This window comes from Lutimonas vermicola, from assembly GCF_038433205.1.
Lineage (GTDB): Bacteria > Bacteroidota > Bacteroidia > Flavobacteriales > Flavobacteriaceae > Lutimonas > Lutimonas vermicola.
In genome coordinates this window covers 618,024-638,950 of sequence record NZ_JBCDNA010000003.1, presented here as the reverse complement: position 1 = coordinate 638,950, position 20,927 = coordinate 618,024, and the positions used below count along the sequence as shown (strand labels likewise).

The window sequence follows — 20,927 nt, the reverse complement described above, 5'->3', positions numbered from 1 at the left end:
GGCATTAACATTATACGCTAAAATAAACAAAGATAATTTATTTTTTGTTTTGATATCATACCTATAAGACCAGTTTTAGAAGAATATCCTAAAAAGACTGAACACCATTATTTAATCTAAATTTACTATTTCTACTTTGTTCCAATCCACTCTTTTTGATGCTGTATTTAAATCTATAAACTCGAAATCCGTTAGCCATTTTGTAAATTTCTGTTGTGATGAATTTAAACCGATATAGCCCTTAAATTTTCTAGCCATTGACAAACCTCTCAACATGGGCTGATTGGCATCTAAATCTCTGGGATGCATGTATGACATCACATAATTATCTGCAGCTGTCCATTTTTTGATCAAGCTATATGGCATTAATCTAAAATAACCACCTCCGGAATAAACGAAGGATCTACCAAAAACATTATGTGTGTCAACAGGAAATTCCTTTAATTCTATACCATTGTATTTCAGTATTGAAGGTTGTGCAATGTGATAAGACGGCATACCGCCATGGGCCCTCCTAGCAGGGAAAACCGAAGAATCTATCTCAATACCAAGCTCATATAGCACCTCAAAGGCCCATTTGTTTTTTTCGGTAATTGAAAAACCAGGTGCCCGAAACATGGTAATCTTTTTACCAGAAATATCCTCTAGCGTTTTAATAGACCTATCCACATCCAACCTAAAGATTTCTTTACTTTGCTCATATACTAATTGATGGGAAGTGCCGTGACTACCAATAGAATGACCTCTATTACAAATTTCAGTGACAACTTCCGGATATCTCTCAGCAATCCACCCCAATACAAAAAAAGTAGCTTTGGTATTCGTAGCTTCTAACACCTCAAAAATTCGATCCATATTTTGATAGATACGAATTTCATAATTTTTCCACTGGTTTTCGGTCTTAGTGGAAGCATTGTCCAAAAAATGAAACCATTCTTCAATATCAAAGGTTAAAATATTCATTTATATCTTATCATTTATCGAACATCAAAATTTATTAATCCATAATTCCAACTGTCCAATTCAAACATATTTGAATATTGATCAATTTCATCCTTATTTAGAATATCACATGTCAGCGGTAAGCGTTTTGGCTCATACCTTTTTGGACTTTTTATCAATATTGTCTGAAACAATTTAATAGAACCAACATACAATACCATATCTGAATTAGTCTTTCTAGATATATAGCTAACAGCCTTATATATAGACTTAAAGGTAAGTATGTTATTTTGTTTTACATCCATCAAATATGCTGTTTTTACGCCTTCCTCATTATAGATTCTAAAATAGAAAACAATATCTTTTAAGGTTATTTTAGTATACTCAGATGTAAATTTGTTTTGATAAAAATTGTCATCTAACACTAACTCGTAATTGGAACGTTTTTCCTTATTGTTTGCAATGAGCATTATTATATAATTAAAACCTAACCAAATAGGCACAAATAGCAATGAAAGGAAATTTAAAAAATGCCATTTATTTATCATGTTACCAATTCTAATTGGCAGTATCCAATAGTTTAAATCACCAACGTCTTTCCATTTCACAATTTTTTTAAAATATGGATATGAAGTTTCATTAGGTACGCTTAAAACAGCTTTAATATCCTTGATTATTAAAAGTTTTTTAAGTTGTACATACATTTTTCTGAGCATTAATGGATCCGTTCTATACTTTTCAATAATAAAAGAATCAACAGCTTGCCCCAATCTGATAATTTTTAAATCATTCTTATATTTAAAAGGCATTACAGATAAACCCCCGACAACATTTTTGGTTTCGTCTAATAATAAGGCATGGTAAGAAGAATTATCTAATACATTTAAATACTTCTCTTTAAAATGATTCATATCAAAATCCTTTTTAAAGACTGTATTAAAACTCTGCAAATATGTTTCCCATATTTTATCGGTCCATTCAAGGGTTGTACAAACTTTTATTTCCATTAGATTGTGCTCAAATCAATATAAATGTTTCAGCCAGTTATAATTTTACAATCGACCTAATTGTAAAAGTATATAAAAACGTACCAAATGAATTTGGCGCTTTATGCGTGTTGGTTGTTTAATTAAACGGTAAGTCCACTCCATACTGTTTGTCACCCACCACTTTGGTGCACGTTTTACTGCCCCAATATATACATCAAAACTTCCACCTAAGCCTTGATAGAGAGCAGCGTGTTGTTTTTGAATTTCCTCCATGAGCAATTCTTGCTTTGGAGAGCCCATAGCCACAAAAACGATATCAGGCTTTTTTAGAACAATATCCTCTATTAATTCTTTTTGTTCTTGGTCAGTCTTGATATAACCATTTCTATAATTAACAATTTGAATGCCTTTAAACTCCTTTTTTAATTCTGTTACGGTGGCCTCAATAATCTCCTGTTTGCCACCGACCAAATAAAAGGTTTTAGACTTATAATAGGTCTTTACAATATCCAACCAAAGTTCACAACCTGGGATTTTTTTTACATTTTTACATCCCTTTTTTCGCAGAGCCCAAACGGCACCAACACCATCCGGATAGCTTATATTTCGGCCAATGATGGCGCGGGTAGTGTCCGTGGCATGTATTATTTTTTCAGCGTTCAATGCTACCAAAATACTTTTATTGGCCATGGCGAATCCAATTAATTCATCTCGCGATTGAGGTGCGTAGGCCTTAACTCCATTTAAAAGCTTTGATTCCATCTTAGGTAATTTCTTTTAGGTAATCCGTAAAGGCATTGAACATAAAAGCATTACTCCATCGCATATAGGATATTTTGGAGCTTATGCCTTTTTTTAACTGGTAGTAAAAATAACCTTTTTTATCTTGCATATTGTTCAGAGTCCATTCTAAAACATTTGCTGCCAAATCTTTATTTTCTGCAAACGTATTGGTCTTGGCCAGGGTTACAAAAAGTTGACCCGGACAATGAATATCTATCGGATATGTCTTATTATGATAGTATTTAGGGGTGCCATCTGATAGAAAAAAATTCTTGATATAATATTGAAACCCTTTCTTAATATGACCTTGAAATTGAAGATCTCCAGTATTGTCTTGATATGCTTGAATTGCAATTAAATTATATCCTGTATGAAAGCTATCAATCCAATTTTGAACAGGTAATAAACCATATACCCAGGAGCCATCTTCCTGTTGTGCTTCACAACACGCTTTTACTGTCTTTTCTGCTGTTGATTTCAAAAGTTCATCTTTCGTATAATAATACAACTGACTTAATACTTTTGCTCCTAACAAACTTGCATTTAAAACTGTGTTATTACCATTCATGGGGGAATAAGAAAACAGAAACCCTGATTTAAAATCAGATCTGTTTAAATCTTTTAAAATAAAATTAGTTGTCGACTTACATGTCTCTAAATATTCTTCATTCTTTGTGATTTCGTAGGCTTTTAATAAAGCCTCCACACAAAAAGAAGTTGCTACTACCGTTGGTAAGTTTTTAGGAAATAAAAATAAACGTCTTGCCTGCCAATCAAAATTGTATCCCCAACAAGCACCACTATAGTTCTTGTTTTGCATTTTCAACAATAAATCAGCTAGTCCAACAATATGCTTTTTTATTTCCTCTTTAGTGCCAAAATTAAAATTTCCTGTTTCTGCGATATGATATAAATTACAATATCCTGTTAAAAATAATGCAACACCTTTGGCATTGTATTCTTTTGGCACTCCTAATAGTATTCTAAAATTAATAGGAGACCTTTTAAACCCTTGTATCCATGCCAATCGAGCTAAATCCCAATATTTAAGTGGGGTCCATTGAAACACCTTAGAGTTTAAGCCATCATAGGGATCCCATCCTTTAAAACTTTCAGATTCACAATAGCTCTTGAGTTTTAAAAAGCTTGATGTAACATTAAATTTCAACTTGCTCTCCTCCACGCTTTATAGATTCTAAAACTTTAAATGTAGCTTGAGTGACTGCTGTGATCTCATTAAATGAAATTGGTGCTTTACCATTAGACAGCAAGCCGTTAACAAAGGCTTCCACCATTTCTTTTTGGCCCTTATTCTGATTAATTAATTTCTTTTTGGAAGGCTTACCTTTTCCGTAAATCTTTAATTCTTTAAAATCGTTCAATATGGCAGTACTTCCCTGAGAATATACTTCAATATACTCTTTAGATAATGACTTTGAGCCATTAGCATAGTAGGCGATAACACCTGTTGAGCCATTTTCAAATTTCAATAAAACATTAAGCGTATCATTTAAACCATTTACGTCAGGCATAGCTTGAGCGCTTAAGCTAACTGGCATACTACCAGATACATACGTTAAATAATCTATAAAATGGCATACTTCACCGTGTATTCTACCTCCTCCTATTTCCAAATCTTGAATCCAATTATCAGCAGGAATGCTTCCCGCATTAACTCGGTATATCATCGACTTAGGTCCATCTCCAAACTTTACCCTAATAGCTTGAGTAAGAGGAGAAAATCGTCGATTAAAACCAATCATCACAGCTTTATTAGACCTTTCTTGTTCCTGAATAATTTCTGTTAACTCTGATTCTCTAAGGCATAAAGGTTTTTCTACAAATATATTCTTATCTGCTTTTAATCCTTTCAGTACATAGCTTCCATGGGAATCATGTCTGGTGGCAATAAATAATGTATTGGTCTTTTCATCCAGAACATCGGCATCATTGGAAGCACAAAAGTTAAATCCAAACTTTTCAGCTACCCTTTTAGACGAAGTACCAGAATTTGTCAGTACCCCGACTTTACTTATCGTTTCTTTCTTTGGAATATTAGGCAGTAAATTACCTTGCGCATAACTTCCTGCTCCAATAAATGAGATTCCTAATGTACCGGAAGCACTCTTTTCATTCGTGATGATTTTTTCTTGCTTTGGTGTTTTAGAATAGTCATACTTCAATGCAATACCTATAAAAGGTTCAGTTTTATTGACCACCAAATCAAAAGCTTTTGGTGCTTCATTAAAAGAAAACTCATGAGTGGTTAGGTAATCAATATTAATTTTTTGAGTCGTCAGTAAGTTTTGAAAGGCTTCCATATTGCGTTTCTCTGTCCAACGCACATAGGCCACAGGATAATCAATCCCTTTTTCTTCATAATTCAGATCGTAGCGTCCAGGACCATAGGAACAAGCCATTTTTAATTCCAATTCTTTTCGATACCAAAAAGGATCTCTATCAAAACCGGTTGGGACGGCTCCCAAAATAACAACCGTTCCTTTTTTGCGTGCAATGGCTCCTGCAAAATTAACAGGATCTAAACTGGAAGTTGCGGCTGCGATAATAACTGTATCTGCACCATGGCCATTGGTTGTTCTTTGTATTTGTCCTTCTATTCCTGCTGCGTTTCTGGTGAAGCCTAAATCGACCACATCATTATCTACAGCTGTTTTAACAGCACTGTCAGATACATCAATACCAATAACAGTCACACCAGAAGCTTTCAACATTAAGGCGGTTAATTGCCCTAATAAACCCAACCCAATAACCACACATGTCTCACCCAAACGCATATCCGCCTGCCGTACACCTTGCATAGCAATAGCCCCTAATGTATTGTAGGCTGCATTTTTTAAGTTGGAAGTATCATTTAATTTTACACATAAATTAACTGGAACAGCAACCACTTCGGCATGATTGGCATAGCCAACGCCTGCACAGGCCACTTTGTCACCAGCCCTGAACTCTGTAACGCCTTCTCCTACCTCTATAACTTCACCGGAACAACTATATCCCAGGGGAGAGTAAGCATCTAACTGTTTCATGACTGCCCTATAGGTTTGGAGAGGACCTTGCTTTCTTAAAGTATCCAGCACTTGTTTTACCTGTTGTGGCCGCTCTTTGGCTTTTCCCATTAAACTTTTACGTGCAGCTTGCACTGTTGAGCCTTCAGTTCCGGCACTGATAATAGAGTAATGATTCTTTACAATAACCATTCCTTTGCCGACTTGTGGATAGGGAATTTCCTGTATGACCATATCCCCTGAACCTAATTTTTGTGTGAGTTGTTGCATTTAATTTTATTTTATGATTCAATTATTCATCATAATTTTTAATTTATTTGTAATAATGTTAATTGAATTTTGTTCAAAATAATAGTCTCTATTAATTCTAATATTATTTATTTTATTATTTAATGACTCTTTGTTAATTTCATCAAGTATTTGTATAATCTCATTAGAATCAAAGGACGAAGTCCATCCCATCTGTTTTTCTTTAACTTCTATAGAGGTCCCTCCACTACCTAAACTTAATATAGGTTTGTGGCATCCAATTGCATCAAAGAATTTTTTAGGCAAACCTCCTACGACCATTGGAACTATAGCAATGTCACACTTACCTAAATTATTTATTAAATCCTTTTTGCTAAGTATACCTAAAGAATCGTGCTTAATATCATTTTTGATTAAAAAAGAATGAACTGCTTTATATCTATTACCACTCCCATCATCTCCAGCCAAAATAAGTTCAAATCTCTGTTTGTTATTAGAAAACGCTTTTAAAATTGGAAGTATATCAAATGCAAGAGAAAGAGTTCCTCCATAAAAGAATTTAATTATCTTAGGTTCCTCTAAATAATTTTTGATAAACTCTGGCTTATCTTCATCTGGCGTAATACCCAAAGGTGTAAAGGTTGAATCAAATTTATGATTATAACGCTTTAACCAATCTAAAAAACTTGGAGAAACATGAACACCATCATCAAAACTCGAAATTGATATATAGTTTAAAATATTACAATAAGAAAAAAACAAAAATTTAATAATCTTATTATTTATTAAAAAACCATCAGGCCAAGGATCTTCTACATCAAGAAATAATTTAATACGTTTAATTTTTTTCAGTATAAAGCCAACTAAAAGAAGTTCTGAAGGTCTAGAAGGGAAAACTATTATGTCCCCTTTTTTAGATTCTCTAACTAATTTCCAAAATACTTTATTTGCAAACCTAATATTCCAAAAAACTCTCTTTACTGTAATATTAGTTTTATATAATCCAGCATCAAAAAACGTTATTGGATAATCGGATTTTTTTAAAGCATTATTAATCTCCTCTTCGCATATTTTTTTCTTTTCTGCATGATTAATTGTAGATGTGTAGTATTCGATTTTGACACCTTTTTTTACTAAAAAAGAAGCCAAATTTGGATGTCTTTTTCCTCTTTTCGTCAAAATGGATTCTGTTGGACTAATAATAAAAACAGTACTACTCATATATTGTTAGGTTAATATACATATTCTCAAATCTCTTGTAATTTTTTAATAAATCAAACCTATTTGTAAAAGTTACTGATATGTGTTTTTTACTGGTTTGTAAGCATAACTCATTAAAAACCCAGAAAAGAACATAAATAATGGCATTTGAAATTTATAAATGAGTTTTTTTGAGTTAACAAACCAATATAAATTCTTAAAATTAAACAATAAATGACCGTGAACTACAAGTATTATTGCAATCCCAATGGCAATATTTACATCTTTAAGATGATTTAATTTTGTTTTCATAAAGCGTCTTTTAAACCTTAATCAAAAAGTATATGTTTTATTTCAATATGCAACTTGTCTCTAGAGAATTTGTCTTTAATTAATTTGGTCTGTTCTGTTTTTGCCATAAGGCTAACTTTAGTTAAATTATTTATTATTAACATAAGTTCATTACTATCAAAACCACAGGACCATCCTATTTCATTTTGGATCACAAAATCAGAACTGTCATTATCACCTAATACAATGATTGGTAATTCTGCTGCCATATAATCGAATATCTTATTTGGTATTGATGATGTAATCATTGGTAAAATACCAATGTCTTTATTTTCTAAATGACTTACCATCTCCTTTCTTCCAATTTTTCCAATAATCTCAACATTAGTAATATGATGCGCATTTATATATTTAATGACTTCATCATAACGCTCACCTGTTCCATCTTCACCTAGAATTGTTAAGTGTAGTTTATCATTATTTTTTAATACTTCTAATACGGGCATAACATCTATTTGATGTTGCAACTGCGCGACACAAACCATTTTTAGGACGCTACTTTCTTTATTTCCTTTTGATTTAACGTCAGACCATCTATCATTTTCCCATCCTAAAGGCACAAAACTAGACGGTGTGTTTTTCGCATATCGTCTTAACCATAATTTGAAAGAAGGTGCAACATGTAGTGTGCCCGTGTAATATTTTAATGATGGTTTTAGGTAAGCATTACAGTAAATCTCAAAAATCTTTTTCTTTCTTTTATTTTCAATTTCTAGGGCATCTGGCCAAATATCTTGAATGTCTAAATATATTTTAACTCCTTTTATTCTTTTAAGAACAGACATAAAAAATATGAGTTCTACTGGTCGAGAAGGCAGTAGTATTTTATCTTGTTTTGAAATTTTAAAGAGTAAAATAAAAAACAACTGAATTGAAAACAGAAAATTCGATATTACACGTCTTGGTGAAACGTTTGAGTAATATCCCAAAACATTCAAGACCTTAAGTTTATAATATAAGGTTTCAGCAGCTTCATTAACTTCTTGTATTGAAAAAAAACGTTTTTCGGCATGATAGAAATTTGATGTATAATAAAGCACTTCTTCTCCTTCTTCAACAAAAAACTTTGCCATATTAGGAAATCTATTCCCTCTTTTGGTGAGAATGGATTCAGTCGGTCCTATTAAGTATAACTTGTTCTTTTTTGACATGCTATAAGATTGCTTTATATGATTGTAAAAAATCATCTGCTATAAATGAAACTTCATATTTTTGAAATGCATCTTTTGAAATATCTTTTCTTTGTATTCTTATTTGATTGATATTTTTAAGCCCTTTTTCCAATGCAAAGACTAATTCTTTAATATTTTTAGGTTTTGTTTTAATTCCATTTGATGAATCAATAATATCATTTAAAGCACCTACATCTGATGAAATCACAAATAAACCAGTTGCTAAAGCTTCAATTACAGATGTTGGACATCCCTCCATATATGAAGGGAATATATAAATGTCAGAATTACTAAATGCTTCAAATTTTTCTTTACCAGTTATCCTACCTAAAAATTTAATCTTATCTGACAAGTTGTAACTATCTACAACATTTTTATAGTTTTCAATTGTATTTGGCTTATCACCATGTCCTATAATATTGCATAGAAAATCATTATGGTTTTCAGCAATAATTTTAAGAGCTTCTATTAACTCCTCTATCCCTTTTAATTTTGATACTCGTCCTAAAAAAAGAAGCTTTACTAATTTTACATTGGAACCTGGATTCGATTCTTTTGATATGTTTTCTTTATAGAAAAACGTTGTCGTCGTTTTTATTTTACTTTCTAAAATTCCAATATTAATTAGTTTATTTTTGAATTCACCTGACAGGACATAAATAATATCAACAGAATTAAAATATTTTTTTATTGAATATTTTAATAATTTATTATTAATTATTGACTTATAAACATGCTCTTTCCAACCATGAAGAACAATTATCGATTTCTTTTTAAAAAAGAACCTGTTAATTATTAATACTATACCATCTCTAAAAAGTGGAACTGGAATTAAAGATGGATTTACTTGAATTACTTTGACTTTATAATTGCTAAGTTTTGTAATGAGACGAAATAGATCAAATAAATAAAAAAAAATATAAAGTAATTTTTTTAATGTAGGATAATAAAAAAGATACATTCTTGAGCCAATACTAAAAGGTTCTAAATTTATGTTGTTTTCCTTTTTATTTATTGCATTAATCAAACCCTTATTGAATTCAACCATTCCTCCTTCGTGATCTAAAGGGTTGGTAGTTATTAAAACTTTATGCTTCACATTAATATTTTTTGAGAATTTGCTCATGCTCCTTAATTTCGTTTTCTGTCCATCTGAATTTATAAAACTTAGCAGGAACACCCTTATAAATGGGATAAAAATAAGTTGATTTTGCAACTAATGAGCCTGCAGCACTAATTGAACCTTCGGCAATTGTTATTCCTTTTAAATTAACAATATTTGTGCCTTTCCAAACATCATCTTCAATAGAAATCTGTTTATAAGAAAATTTACTATAAATATCGAACCTTACATTTTTTCCTAATTTCTTGAATTGATAGCTCAAGAAATATCGAATTATTCGGTTTTAAAATCGTATGTAATAGATAAAGAGAGATGCAATGAATCCAAAAATAAATTCACATTAATTAATAGCGCTGACTTTTTTGGACATATTTTTTATATAAATGCATAAGATATTCGATCATCTCACTTTTATAAAAGCTCCATTCTCCATTGTACTGTATACCCTCACCTTTAATTCCGTTTTTGAATAAATAAACATTGTCAGTGGAATGAGAACTAGGAGGTATTCTTCCAAAATCAAATTCGCTATTCCCCTCTAATTTTAAAATGTTTAAGATATTTTCAATTAAAAAGGGAGAAGCTCCAACACCATGAGATTCAAGAGAATTTGTAGCAAATACATAGTAACTTTTCCCATTATTAACATACATTATAACAGCAGAATGAAGACTTCCACCCTCTGATTTAACAATAAACAACCTCATGTTAGTATTGTTAACTAATTTTTCTAAATCAGATGACTGTAATTTATGTTCTAGATTTTTTCTTTGAGACATTGAATTGTATATATCACAAAAGTCATTTAAACATTCCTTATCAGGCATTGATACCTCTTGAAATATCAGATTGTTTTTAACAGCCTTTTTGTAATTTCGTTTCCAATTACTATTAAAATTAATTGGCTCATTTATATTTACAACTAAAGTTAAGGGACAAGAAAAAAAACTAATAGGTCTGATAAACCCAGCACGCCTAATACCAATTTCATAATTAACATTATAAACATTATTACTATTTAGTTCAACACCAATGTATTTTAGCTTAGTTAACTCAATAAAAAAGGCTCTTATCGATTTAAGAGTTAAATCTGGTGAAAAACACTCACCTTCGACAATTAGAACCTTTTTGTCTATGAATGGGACTTTATATTCCCTTCCCCAAAAAGCAATTTTCACACTTGAAATATCATCAACAAAAAAAGCGATGTCTGTTGAGCCTTTTTTAAAGTCATACCAACTTTGTGATTGAGTATAGGGTATAAAATCAAAATTACTTTGTAAACTAAAGAATTCCTTGTCAGTTTTTATTTGTATCATTTATATGCTTTTTTAAAAAAAAATGCTTTCCAAACAATATCAAAAATGTCATTTTTTCAACTTTAACAAATCCACTTTTTAATTGTGACTTCATTGCTGGATTATTTTCACTTAGAACTAACACATAATTTCGAGATTTACCTTTCTTAATCAGTGACATTATCCTAAACAGGTTCATTTTAGAATGTAGTCCTTTTCCTCTATAGTCAGGATGAGTATAGGCATCCTCAAGGTAACCTTCATCCTCTAACAGAGGAATAGATGTGTTATACTTTTTTCTAAAACCAATTTCTAGAGTTGTAATCCAACATGAATAAATTAATTCCGAGCCACTAAAAACACCATAACTCCAATACTGGCCACTTTCAAATCTTTCTTCTATTAATTTAAGTTTGACCTCATTAAAGATAGTTGGATCACCCTTTTTAAAATCCTCCAGATTCAATTCCTTAACATCAGAATAATCAAAATCTTTCATTTTTTGACTTATTTCATCCGAACAAAGATTGTTTTCGAGAAGCCAATATGATTCAAATTCTATTCTAACTATTCTAAGAATACCTTTTAAAAAGAGCTTTAAGCTATTCTCCCAACCATATTGTTTTACTTTATCACGAATACTCATCTAATAGTATTTAAAGTTATTTTTAAGAGAAGAGTACATATATTGTCAGAGGCATTCATTCCTATTCTTTTTAACCCAGTCTTTTCGGTATTAATCATATTTACACCTGATTCAGTTGTAAATCCCCAACTTAGATTCAAAGAATGTAAAACACTAATAGTATCAGTATTATACAATCCATTAGGATATGCAATATAGTCACATTTTTTTTCAGTAATACTTTCTATTTTCTTACTTGAAAGGTCTATTTCCTCATGTTGTTTAAGAGTATTCAATTCTGTCAAAATCAAATGATTACACGTGTGAGCTCCAATTCTCAAAGACATTTCATTTAGTTTTCTGACCTCTTCCCAGTTCATCATCATTCTCTTAGGAGCTTCCTTTGGAAAATTAGAATCAACAAACAATTTAAATTTAGGATCTATAGTTCCTTTCAAATTCATAGTCCTTAGATGTCCCTCTGCTTCTGACGATTTAAGAGCTCCATTTTGAATTAAATACCTTACCTTATCGTGCCATAACCAATCATTAACACCTATATAGTTTGTTGCTAAAAAAAAGATTGATGGGGCTTCAAATCTTTTCAAAATTGGAGCCGCAAGGTCATAATTATCTTTATAGCCATCATCGAAAGTTATTAAGATATTAATTCCTTTTTTAGAATTACCAGAGAAATAATCTTCGGGGTAACAAAAATTAAAATGTTTCTTCAAAAATTTAATTTGCCTTTCAAAATTATCAACATAGCCCGTTTTCAAAATACTCCCTCTATTTATCTTGAAGTTATTGTATTTCGAAAAGTTATGATAGTTTAAAATGATTAGGCTATTTTTATTACGTAACAATATTTTGAGAATATAAACACCCCCTACTATGTAAAATATTATCCCTACTATTTGCTTTAAAATATATCTTATAGTCCACATAGTCTAAGTTTACTTCATAAATAATTATTTAAAGTATTTCTGTAAAAAATGATTCATACCGTTTTACCATTTTAGGAATACCAAACTCTACTCGACTTCTTTGGTATGCATTTTTAGAAAAATTAATTCTAAGAACATCATCATCAATTAATAATTGAAGCTTCTTTGAGAATTCTTTATCATCTTTTATTGGAACAATAAAACCTGTTTTACCATCAGCAACAATTTCATCACTCCCTATACAATTGGTCGTAACCACAGGTATCCCATGCATTTGTGCTTCTGATATAGCATTATTAAAACCTTCGAATCTAGAAGTTAAACAAACAATATCTATTGTTTTCAATACTCCGGAAACATTTGAAACCCACCCTTCAATAATAACTTTTCGTTCAAGACCTAATTCGTTAATTTTATTTTGCAAAACAGCTTCCAATTCGCCTGAGCCATAAAGGTGAACTGAAAAATTGCGAGTTGTATTCAAATTATGTATTGCATCAATAAACATTTCATGATCCTTTACTTTAGTAAATCGACCAATCAAACCAATTCTTATCATCTCAGGAGGTGACGTATTTTCATCATTAAATGAACTATCAAAAAATGTTGGTATTCCATTATAGATTACCTTAATCTTATTTTTATGATACCCATTACGTTGAATGTTTTTTGCAAGACCATTTGAATTACATACAAAATAGTTAATCCCCATTTGAGATAAGAAGTGAAACACATTATAAATATTCTTCTTATACGACAGCAAGATACCATTCCCTCTTACTCCATGAATTACTTTTGCAGAACCAAACAAGGATGGTAAAAAGCTATAAGTCATTGCCATAGGAGTTACATTAAGAATCACACCTGGCTTTTCCAATTTTAAGATCTTTCGAATATTTTTGAAAATATAAAAGTACCCTTTCCTTTCAATAAAGTGCTTTTTAACTCCAGTATTCAATAACTTTCGATATAAAAAAAACTTTTCAAATTCCTCTTTCTTTCCACATTCATCAAGAGTCTCAGTATCTGGGTATTTTATCAAATGGTTCTTTGCCTTATTTTCATTTGGTCCAATGGTGATAATTACTGGTTCAAATAATTGTTTATCAATCCCTTCTATCAACCATCCAAATTGCCTTTGTGCTCCCCCGCCTCCAAGAGCACCAAAAATAAATAGAACCTTTCTTTTCATTCTCAAATCAGCAATAAACTTTAAACCTATTTAATACTACTTACCACAAACCTCCTTTTCCCTGATCGGGTTAATTCAATTTTTTCACAAAACTGAACATTCACTTTTAGTTCATTATCCTTTTCCTTGATTTTGGATAATAGAATATCCATTTTCTCTTTTGACAATTCCCTTCCTTTAATCATTTCAATTTTGATGTTAATCTTCTCAATTTCATTTTGTACCACTTGAAATGATTTAATTTCGTGAGAAACATACCTGATTAACAAAGTCCAGAATGTTCCTGAGATAACTTGACCATTGGGTGTTCTGATCACATCAAAAGCTCTTCCTTCAACCTTTTCAAGCAAAGGAAGCCCTCTACCGCAAGCGCACTTTTTCATATTACTCCATGCTGCCAAATCACCTATTCGGTATCTTATTAATGGCATTACCTTATTGTCCAAATCAGTAATAACCAACTGCCCTATTTCTCCCTCTTTACAAGGTTCATTTTTATCATTGAGAATTTCCACATACATCCTTTCAATGTTCACATGAAGTCCATTGTGACAATTACACTCTTGTGCAATACTACCAAATTCCCTACTTCCATATCTATTAAATACAGGTACAACAAAAGTATCTTCAATAATTTTTCTCTGAAAATCAAACAATTGCTCAGAAGAACAGATTATTGACCTTAAAAAGGGGAAGTGAATATTGTTCTTTTTGCAATAATCTGCAAGCTCTATTAAAGGCGTAGGGTATGAAACGAGCATTCTAGGTTTTTCTTTTTTCAAAATAGCAACATACCTCATTATGCTTTCAATAGATAAATCATAAGATGATAAAAAGATAAATGGTGTTAGAAAATTTCGAATCTTTATTTTAATTCCCTTATTTCCATAATTATCAAATGAGGCACCCCATAAGCTTGCTCGTGAATGATGTGGCATCGTTTCTGCGAATGTATCTGTTCTGTATTTTGCTGCTTCTCCCCATCCCTGTCTATTTACATCTAAATAGAAATAAAATGATTCTCCTGTTGAGCCACTTGTAGAACTCTTATGGTATTCATATGTGGGAGCATTCTTACTCAGGCATTTCTCGTTGGCCTTCCGATAAAAGCTCTTGTCCGTTATCGGAAACTTATCCAAAATTTCTTTCGCACTCCAGTTTAAATCCATTTTACCCACAATGTCTGAAAAAATAGCAACATTTTTAATTGAATAAAGCAACAGTTTTTTAAGCTTCGCCTCTTGAAGTTCATTCAATTCTGTTAAAGAAAGCCACTGTGTTTTATTTAAATGTTTCTCCCATTTTTTAAAACCCTTGGCCGGAGTAAAAAAGTTTCTATAAATTTTTATTAAGAATAAGCGATAATTCATGCTTTATAAATTTTAATGCTCTTAAAAAGAAAAAATTAACAGAGTACAACTTATACCCATTTGATATTTTTAAATAATTTGAAAAATCCCTTTCACTAGGAGTCCCAAGTATTTTTCCATGAAAAGCAAGTTGACTCATTGGACCGATACGAGGTATCATTTCTGAGAACAGCTTACTTGGTGCTTTTTTCCATTTGCTCGGTAAAGTAAAATAAGTATATCCTAATTCTTTAGCGATAACTATAACTTCTTTTTCGATTCCTCCTCCTGGCCAACAAATACCATCTATCTGATGTCCTAATCCTTCTTCAATGACCTGCTTTGAAACCTGGAGCTCCTCTTTTACCCTAATTAAGTATTCCTCCTTATCTTCATATTTCCCTTTACTGGTATCTGCATTAGCAGTCGCAAACTCTAATAGCTTTTCTCTCCAATTATCTTGTTCAAAAAAGCCTTCCTTTAATGCTACCTCTTCTATTAACTTAATACTGAGTGCTTCATCATTTGGGAAATACTGATGTGTTTCTAATGATTTACCATGCTCATATATTGGAGTACCATAAGGTATCTTTTTCTCCCATTTCTCAGCTCGTGTCAAATAATAGGGTTTCAATTCTGGAAACCTATTCCATAACATCCAAATGGGCCCCCCTACTTTGGTTGCTGCCCCTGGATGCCAAAAGTCTACAATCTTTGGCCCTTTAAAGTACCATGTATGTGTTTTAGCATGTGACTGAATCTCAACCAACCCAGACGCTTCCATTTCTCTCATTTCAGGAAAAGACAGGAATCCTGCACAGCAATCTTTAGCACAATGAGTTTTATGATATTCTGATGAATTTTGACTTCTTCTAATCTCTCTAGGATCTATAAAGTCTGAAGTCATAAAAATTGTTGCTTTCAAATTGTATTTTTTCAGCAAAGCAAAAAGGTGAACCCAATTATCCAAATAACCATCATCATAATTAAGATGAATTAGATTATCCTTTTTATTAAATCGACTCTCATGTGCTTCATGCATGAATAATGACTTGTAACCTTCTTTATGAATTTGGCTTAGTTTATCATTCATCAATGAAATCGGTTCTGATATATACTTAGAACGCCATTGATAATTTTCAAGACCTATAGAATGAAACATTATTGACACCATACCTTACCTAATGATTGGGTTATAATTAAAAGATTCAAATATGTTCTTTTCCAAGCTTTCTTTTATCATTTAGATATATTAAAAAACCTACTGGAATCCCAACAACAAGAAGCTTCTTATTGTTACAATGTGTAACCATTCTTCGTAAGGAATATCTTGCATGAAAGGAACATCTAGAATAACTTATTACGGCCCTTATACGTTTCTGGAAGGTTGCTACTATAGGAATCTCTTCATTTTGTCTTAGAACCTCTCCTTTGGGGTTATACACAATTCTCTTTAATAACATTTTAGGGTCACTTAACCCACCTTTCTGAATTTCTTGATTTCTATAAATTTCGTTGACATATCTTACTAAATATTTTTCTTTCGCCATCCGTCTCCAAATAAGTGCTTCAGGGCTAAACTTTTCATTATCAAACTCAGGCCATGGAAATTTTCTCATTACAGACGTTAGATGACAACCACATTTTTCACCACGAACTTTATACTTTTCCCTTATTGAAATCATGTCTGTATCCATAATATCTTCAGGGTTTTTAATTCCATTCAAATCCCCTGCTTTCCCAGTAACACCTTTTCCTGCAAATCTGGTTAAACCAGCAACTCCAGAAAATTGACTTCTTGATTCTTCTGGTATAGACTCATAATGGTACTTAAATCGCTCTAATGTATGTGGCTCAAGCCAGTCATCACTATCGATATTAAAAAAGAACAATCCATGTGCTTCTTTAACGCCTATGTTTTTAACTTTATGCTTTCCTCTATTAGTAACCCATTTATATCTTATCGGAAAAGTTGCATTTCTCTTTAATCCCTCAATCAATTCTTTTGTACCATCATCAGAACCATCATCAAGAATTAACCATTCAAAATTTTTAAATGATTGTTCTTCTAAGCTTTTATAAAGTCTTGTTAATGTATGCCTTCGATTGTAAGAAGGTGTAAAAACAGTAAAATAATAATTATTCATGTGTAAAGCTTTTACATAAGTTAATATACGCGTTTTGAATTTTCTCTCTATCAAAATTTGATATAATGAAATCTCTGGCATCATTTGCTTTGCTTTCTAATTTATCTGATTTTAATTGTGAATAAAACAAAATGCATTTAGCCAAAGCATCAGTATCCCCAATTTCTATTAAGCTACCAAAAGACTTATCCTTCAATAATTCTGTGGTTCCTCCCACATCTGTCCCTATTACACATGCTCCATTTGCCAAAGCCTCAAGAATGGTATTACTGGAAGCTTCACGTAATGAAGTTGAAACAACAAGACTTGCCTTATTATAGGGAACCTCCTCTGGCTTTACAGATCCAAGGAATAAAATATTCTCTTGCAGTCCTTTCTCTAAAACAAACGCTTTTAATTCTTCCCGCATATCACCATCTCCTGCTATAATCGCATCAATATTTGGATTCTGTTTAATTGCTAGATAAACACCTTTCAAAAAAGTTAATGGATCTTTTACTTCTTTTAATGAAGCTGCAAAAAGAACGATAAACCTATCTTGTTTTGTTTTATAACTTGTTTCAGGAACCGAAACTATATTTGGAATCATAACAGCCGGAATTAGCGCTGAGTCTATTACATGTTGTTGTAATAAAACTAACCCAGCTTTTGAATTACACACTAAAGCATCTGTCTGATTACATCCCTTCTGATATCTTCTTTTTAATTTTTCGTTTGAAGCATATTGAATACCCCTTATATTCCCAATAACAAACGGATATCCCAATTCCGATTTAATCCGATTACAAATTTCTATTGACCCAATTTGAAATGCAATTAAAAAATCAATTTTATGTTTTTTACAATATATCTTTAAAATCCACTCAGAAAATTGGTAAGCATACTTTATACCCCACAGCGGATAAATAATTTTGGAAGAGATTTCGACTTTTGACCTTCCTGCAAAAGAAATATTTGGTGATATAGTGTAAACAAAGACATTGTGTCCTTTATCTATAAAGCCTTTAGATAAATGTCCAACCTGCCTTTCCATTCCACCTACAAAGGTTTGTCCTAATACAATCCCTATATTCATAATTTATAATGATTCAGGTTGTTTTAGAATAGACAAATTTAATAAATCTTTCAAGTGCAGATATTGAGGCCAGTAGTTTCCATTAACAAAATTCAAATTTTCATCCCAATACCCCGAACATTTATATATCGCTTCATCGTTATAACCATAACTATATTCACAAAAAACGGGGTTATTTTTATCATCATAAAGGAAATCGTAAGACATCGTTTCAAATCCAAAATATTCTGAAATTTCGAGTGCCTTTTTTACACAACGGATATCAATAGCTTTTGAATTATAATCTATATTCCCACTACCTGAAGAACGAAAATCATTTGGCCTGTTAATACGTCTAAAAGCAAATACCCTATTTCCAATTGTAGTAACACGAGTATCGAAACCATTGTTTGGCATATATTTTTGAAGAAATAAATAATTTCTTTGAATACTCCAATTTTTTATTAAATATCGGTAGCGGATATCTTTTCTCTTAAATAACTTCATTCTTGTTGTTACAAGATATCTTTGAATTTTTAATAAATGTTTAGAAAGTTCAAACGTCTTACTAAAAGTATTTATAGCAATACCTCTTTTAAACATTTTTCTAGTAAGTTGGAGTAATTGCTTCCTACTCTTAATCAAAATAACGTTTGATGACCCAGCTCCTCCCCCTAATTTAAAAACAACTGGGAGCTTTATTTCATTGGCAAGCCTTAAAGCTTCTTTTTCTTCGTAAACAATCCAACTTTGTATAATTGGAAAATTTGCCGCTTTCATTTGAAAAAATTGTTTTAGTTTATTATCGAAAGACCATATAATATTACTACTTGGAAAACAAGGTATTTTTAATTGTTTTTCAATAACCGGTAAAATATCATATGCTGGTTGTTTGCTGACATCTGCTAAACCAACATACCAAACTATTGCATCGAAGCTTTTAAGCTTAAGCATAAAATCAGGATCGCTAGAACAAAATCTTATTACATCAATTTTGTTGTGCTGAAGTATTTTTTCATAACGGCTATGACGTAATGAAAAATTGTATTTTGGTTCAAAATGTATACCTACTCTCATATTTCAAATTCCTTAATTTTACTACTTAACCACGTCTCTATAACCTCCCTATGTGTTTCACATCGTAACATACTTAACTGACTTTTTGTTTTATTTGGTTGAAATATAAATCTATCAAGTTTAAGTTTGTTCAATAAATTGAAAATTCTTTTGTTAATTCCACCCAATTGACGTTCATATTTCCATCCTTCTCTAGCACATTCAATAATCCATTTCTCCTTAACTTTAGCTTCACTTAAAATTAACTTTGACCTCACATTGAATAATTCCATATACTCTTTTTCTTCGTCCTCACACATTTTTATCACACCTCCTTCGGGTAATTGATTAAAAAAAATAAGTTTCCAATCTATTTTATTTTTAGCTAAATTCAGGTTAATCAAAAAGCCTGAATTCCAGTCTTTAGTTTTATTATTCCCGTAATTAAAAATAAAATTCCCCTGACCATAAAAAATCGGAATGTTTTTATAAGTTTCTTGGCAACCTATGATATGGGTATGCTGGCATATGACCACCGAAGCTCCGTAGTCTGCATAAAATCGTGCTAATTTTTGTAAATTCGGTGTCGGCAAATTATAGTGTTCCTTTCCTCCATGGATGAAAACTATAAGGTGATCAAATTCTGTCTTTTCCTTAGCTTCTAAAAACCCAATTTTATCAATTGGGTTTGCTCCAGACTTAGAATTGGAAACAATACTCCATTCAAACTCAGACACTCCATAGAACCCTATTTTTAACCCAGCAATTTTTTTAACGAAAATTGTATTAGCTTCATTTAACGAGCTACCTGATCCAAAATAATCGATCTCATTTTTTTCAAGGGCTGTAAGAGTATCATTATAGCCCTCTTCACCAAAGTCAAGAATATGATTGTTTGCTAAGTTAACAAGACTAATACCAATGTTTTTTATACCATTTATGGTTTTTAATGAAGCTTTTATGTTTGGTCCAGACTTCAATTGTTTTTTATTGGAACTTGTTAATGGACATTCTAAATTGGCTACAAAAAAATCTGAATGAATTTCTAAATTATTTAATATGGACGAAACCTCCCCTATTTCAAAAAGAGGTTGGTTTTTTGACAAAGGAGCCAAATCTCCGGCTATTATAATATCACTCATAATTTAACTATTTAAATTTTATAAAAGATGTAACAAATCCCAAATACACCCAATGCAAAAACAAACCATAATTCCATCTCCCAAAACCTACTAATAATATTATAATCATTGATGCTATCAATACAAAATATATGCCCTTTTCCCTTTTTGATTTGCCTCTTCTTTCCTTAATTAATTCTTTTGTAATAAGTATGTTAGCTAAGAAATATAAGATAAAACCCATAGCTCTAGTTTCAGCGAACATAGATATCTTTTCAGAATGGGAATTGAGCCGTATTTTAA

General features: G+C 31.4%; 20 protein-coding genes. All 20 read right to left on the bottom strand.

The window, feature by feature from the left end; all coding sequences use genetic code 11:
- Positions 1 to 111: 111 nt before the first annotated feature.
- The 20 genes from AABB81_RS14850 to AABB81_RS14755 all read right to left on the bottom strand — a co-directional run bounded on the left by AABB81_RS14850 (position 112) and on the right by AABB81_RS14755 (position 20,645).
- A complete protein-coding gene (locus AABB81_RS14850; protein ID WP_342161344.1) occupies positions 112 to 963 on the bottom strand; it encodes a polysaccharide deacetylase family protein in 852 nt (283 codons plus the stop codon).
- A gap of 14 nt (positions 964 to 977) precedes the next feature.
- Positions 978 to 1,949, bottom strand: a complete 972-nt coding sequence (locus tag AABB81_RS14845) for a hypothetical protein (protein WP_342161343.1) — start codon at positions 1,947 to 1,949, stop codon at positions 978 to 980.
- A gap of 45 nt (positions 1,950 to 1,994) precedes the next feature.
- Positions 1,995 to 2,693, bottom strand: coding sequence for a WecB/TagA/CpsF family glycosyltransferase (locus AABB81_RS14840; protein WP_342161342.1), 699 nt, complete (start codon positions 2,691 to 2,693; stop codon positions 1,995 to 1,997).
- Position 2,694: 1 nt separating this feature from the next.
- Positions 2,695 to 3,897 carry a delta-aminolevulinic acid dehydratase gene (locus tag AABB81_RS14835; RefSeq protein WP_342161341.1) on the bottom strand — a complete coding sequence of 401 codons (1,203 nt, stop codon included), beginning with the start codon at positions 3,895 to 3,897 and terminating at the stop codon, positions 2,695 to 2,697.
- Positions 3,872 to 6,010, bottom strand: coding sequence for a bi-domain-containing oxidoreductase (locus tag AABB81_RS14830; RefSeq protein WP_342161340.1), 2,139 nt, complete (start codon positions 6,008 to 6,010; stop codon positions 3,872 to 3,874). The genes AABB81_RS14835 and AABB81_RS14830 overlap by 26 nt, the downstream gene beginning before the upstream one ends.
- Positions 6,011 to 6,028: 18 nt before the next feature.
- On the bottom strand, positions 6,029 to 7,210 hold the full coding sequence (locus AABB81_RS14825; protein ID WP_342161339.1) for a glycosyltransferase family protein: 1,182 nt from the start codon (positions 7,208 to 7,210) through the stop codon (positions 6,029 to 6,031).
- 72 nt (positions 7,211 to 7,282) lie between these two features.
- Positions 7,283 to 7,501, bottom strand: a complete 219-nt coding sequence (locus AABB81_RS14820) for an acyltransferase family protein (RefSeq protein ID WP_342161338.1) — start codon at positions 7,499 to 7,501, stop codon at positions 7,283 to 7,285.
- A 17-nt stretch (positions 7,502 to 7,518) separates the two neighbouring features.
- Positions 7,519 to 8,691, bottom strand: coding sequence for a glycosyltransferase (locus AABB81_RS14815; RefSeq protein WP_342161337.1), 1,173 nt, complete (start codon positions 8,689 to 8,691; stop codon positions 7,519 to 7,521).
- Between the two features lies 1 nt (position 8,692).
- Complete coding sequence (locus tag AABB81_RS14810) at positions 8,693 to 9,838, bottom strand: glycosyltransferase family 4 protein (RefSeq protein WP_342161336.1); 1,146 nt, start codon at positions 9,836 to 9,838, stop codon at positions 8,693 to 8,695.
- A complete protein-coding gene (locus AABB81_RS14805; RefSeq protein WP_342161335.1) occupies positions 9,813 to 10,097 on the bottom strand; it encodes an LbetaH domain-containing protein in 285 nt (94 codons plus the stop codon). The genes AABB81_RS14810 and AABB81_RS14805 overlap by 26 nt, the downstream gene beginning before the upstream one ends.
- Positions 10,098 to 10,179: 82 nt before the next feature.
- The gene (locus tag AABB81_RS14800; RefSeq protein WP_342161334.1) at positions 10,180 to 11,154 is read right to left on the bottom strand and encodes a hypothetical protein; all 975 of its coding nucleotides are present in this window, start codon (positions 11,152 to 11,154) and stop codon (positions 10,180 to 10,182) included.
- Positions 11,135 to 11,779 carry a hypothetical protein gene (locus tag AABB81_RS14795; protein ID WP_342161333.1) on the bottom strand — a complete coding sequence of 215 codons (645 nt, stop codon included), beginning with the start codon at positions 11,777 to 11,779 and terminating at the stop codon, positions 11,135 to 11,137. Before AABB81_RS14795 ends, AABB81_RS14800 begins: the two co-directional genes overlap by 20 nt.
- Positions 11,776 to 12,537 (bottom strand): polysaccharide deacetylase family protein, encoded by a 762-nt coding sequence (locus AABB81_RS14790; protein ID WP_342161332.1) that lies wholly within the window; start codon positions 12,535 to 12,537, stop codon positions 11,776 to 11,778. The genes AABB81_RS14795 and AABB81_RS14790 overlap by 4 nt, the downstream gene beginning before the upstream one ends.
- Before the next feature lie 196 nt (positions 12,538 to 12,733).
- Complete coding sequence (locus AABB81_RS14785) at positions 12,734 to 13,897, bottom strand: glycosyltransferase (RefSeq protein ID WP_342161331.1); 1,164 nt, start codon at positions 13,895 to 13,897, stop codon at positions 12,734 to 12,736.
- Between the two features lie 26 nt (positions 13,898 to 13,923).
- Complete coding sequence (locus AABB81_RS14780) at positions 13,924 to 15,267, bottom strand: phenylacetate--CoA ligase family protein (protein WP_342161330.1); 1,344 nt, start codon at positions 15,265 to 15,267, stop codon at positions 13,924 to 13,926.
- The gene (locus AABB81_RS14775; RefSeq protein WP_342161329.1) at positions 15,233 to 16,408 is read right to left on the bottom strand and encodes a polysaccharide deacetylase family protein; all 1,176 of its coding nucleotides are present in this window, start codon (positions 16,406 to 16,408) and stop codon (positions 15,233 to 15,235) included. Before AABB81_RS14775 ends, AABB81_RS14780 begins: the two co-directional genes overlap by 35 nt.
- Positions 16,409 to 16,454: 46 nt before the next feature.
- Positions 16,455 to 17,393 carry a glycosyltransferase family A protein gene (locus tag AABB81_RS14770; RefSeq protein WP_342161328.1) on the bottom strand — a complete coding sequence of 313 codons (939 nt, stop codon included), beginning with the start codon at positions 17,391 to 17,393 and terminating at the stop codon, positions 16,455 to 16,457.
- Positions 17,386 to 18,468 (bottom strand): glycosyltransferase family 4 protein, encoded by a 1,083-nt coding sequence (locus AABB81_RS14765; RefSeq protein WP_342161327.1) that lies wholly within the window; start codon positions 18,466 to 18,468, stop codon positions 17,386 to 17,388. The genes AABB81_RS14770 and AABB81_RS14765 overlap by 8 nt, the downstream gene beginning before the upstream one ends.
- A gap of 3 nt (positions 18,469 to 18,471) precedes the next feature.
- Positions 18,472 to 19,524, bottom strand: coding sequence for an ATP-grasp domain-containing protein (locus tag AABB81_RS14760; RefSeq protein WP_342161326.1), 1,053 nt, complete (start codon positions 19,522 to 19,524; stop codon positions 18,472 to 18,474).
- Positions 19,521 to 20,645, bottom strand: a complete 1,125-nt coding sequence (locus AABB81_RS14755; RefSeq protein ID WP_342161325.1) for a CapA family protein — start codon at positions 20,643 to 20,645, stop codon at positions 19,521 to 19,523. The genes AABB81_RS14760 and AABB81_RS14755 overlap by 4 nt, the downstream gene beginning before the upstream one ends.
- Positions 20,646 to 20,927: the final 282 nt, after the last annotated feature.

Coding starts and splice junctions, on each gene's coding strand:
- AABB81_RS14820 (WP_342161338.1), bottom strand. CDS start 7,501: ATGAAAACAAAATTAAATCATCTTAAAGATGTAAATATTGCCATTGGG.
- AABB81_RS14815 (WP_342161337.1), bottom strand. CDS start 8,691: ATGTCAAAAAAGAACAAGTTATACTTAATAGGACCGACTGAATCCATT.
- AABB81_RS14785 (WP_342161331.1), bottom strand. CDS start 13,897: ATGAAAAGAAAGGTTCTATTTATTTTTGGTGCTCTTGGAGGCGGGGGA.
- AABB81_RS14825 (WP_342161339.1), bottom strand. CDS start 7,210: ATGAGTAGTACTGTTTTTATTATTAGTCCAACAGAATCCATTTTGACG.
- AABB81_RS14755 (WP_342161325.1), bottom strand. CDS start 20,645: ATGAGTGATATTATAATAGCCGGAGATTTGGCTCCTTTGTCAAAAAAC.
- AABB81_RS14800 (WP_342161334.1), bottom strand. CDS start 11,154: ATGATACAAATAAAAACTGACAAGGAATTCTTTAGTTTACAAAGTAAT.
- AABB81_RS14795 (WP_342161333.1), bottom strand. CDS start 11,779: ATGAGTATTCGTGATAAAGTAAAACAATATGGTTGGGAGAATAGCTTA.
- AABB81_RS14780 (WP_342161330.1), bottom strand. CDS start 15,267: ATGAATTATCGCTTATTCTTAATAAAAATTTATAGAAACTTTTTTACT.
- AABB81_RS14775 (WP_342161329.1), bottom strand. CDS start 16,408: ATGTTTCATTCTATAGGTCTTGAAAATTATCAATGGCGTTCTAAGTAT.
- AABB81_RS14760 (WP_342161326.1), bottom strand. CDS start 19,524: ATGAGAGTAGGTATACATTTTGAACCAAAATACAATTTTTCATTACGT.
- AABB81_RS14850 (WP_342161344.1), bottom strand. CDS start 963: ATGAATATTTTAACCTTTGATATTGAAGAATGGTTTCATTTTTTGGAC.
- AABB81_RS14765 (WP_342161327.1), bottom strand. CDS start 18,468: ATGAATATAGGGATTGTATTAGGACAAACCTTTGTAGGTGGAATGGAA.
- AABB81_RS14770 (WP_342161328.1), bottom strand. CDS start 17,393: ATGAATAATTATTATTTTACTGTTTTTACACCTTCTTACAATCGAAGG.
- AABB81_RS14845 (WP_342161343.1), bottom strand. CDS start 1,949: ATGGAAATAAAAGTTTGTACAACCCTTGAATGGACCGATAAAATATGG.
- AABB81_RS14810 (WP_342161336.1), bottom strand. CDS start 9,838: ATGAGCAAATTCTCAAAAAATATTAATGTGAAGCATAAAGTTTTAATA.
- AABB81_RS14840 (WP_342161342.1), bottom strand. CDS start 2,693: ATGGAATCAAAGCTTTTAAATGGAGTTAAGGCCTACGCACCTCAATCG.
- AABB81_RS14830 (WP_342161340.1), bottom strand. CDS start 6,010: ATGCAACAACTCACACAAAAATTAGGTTCAGGGGATATGGTCATACAG.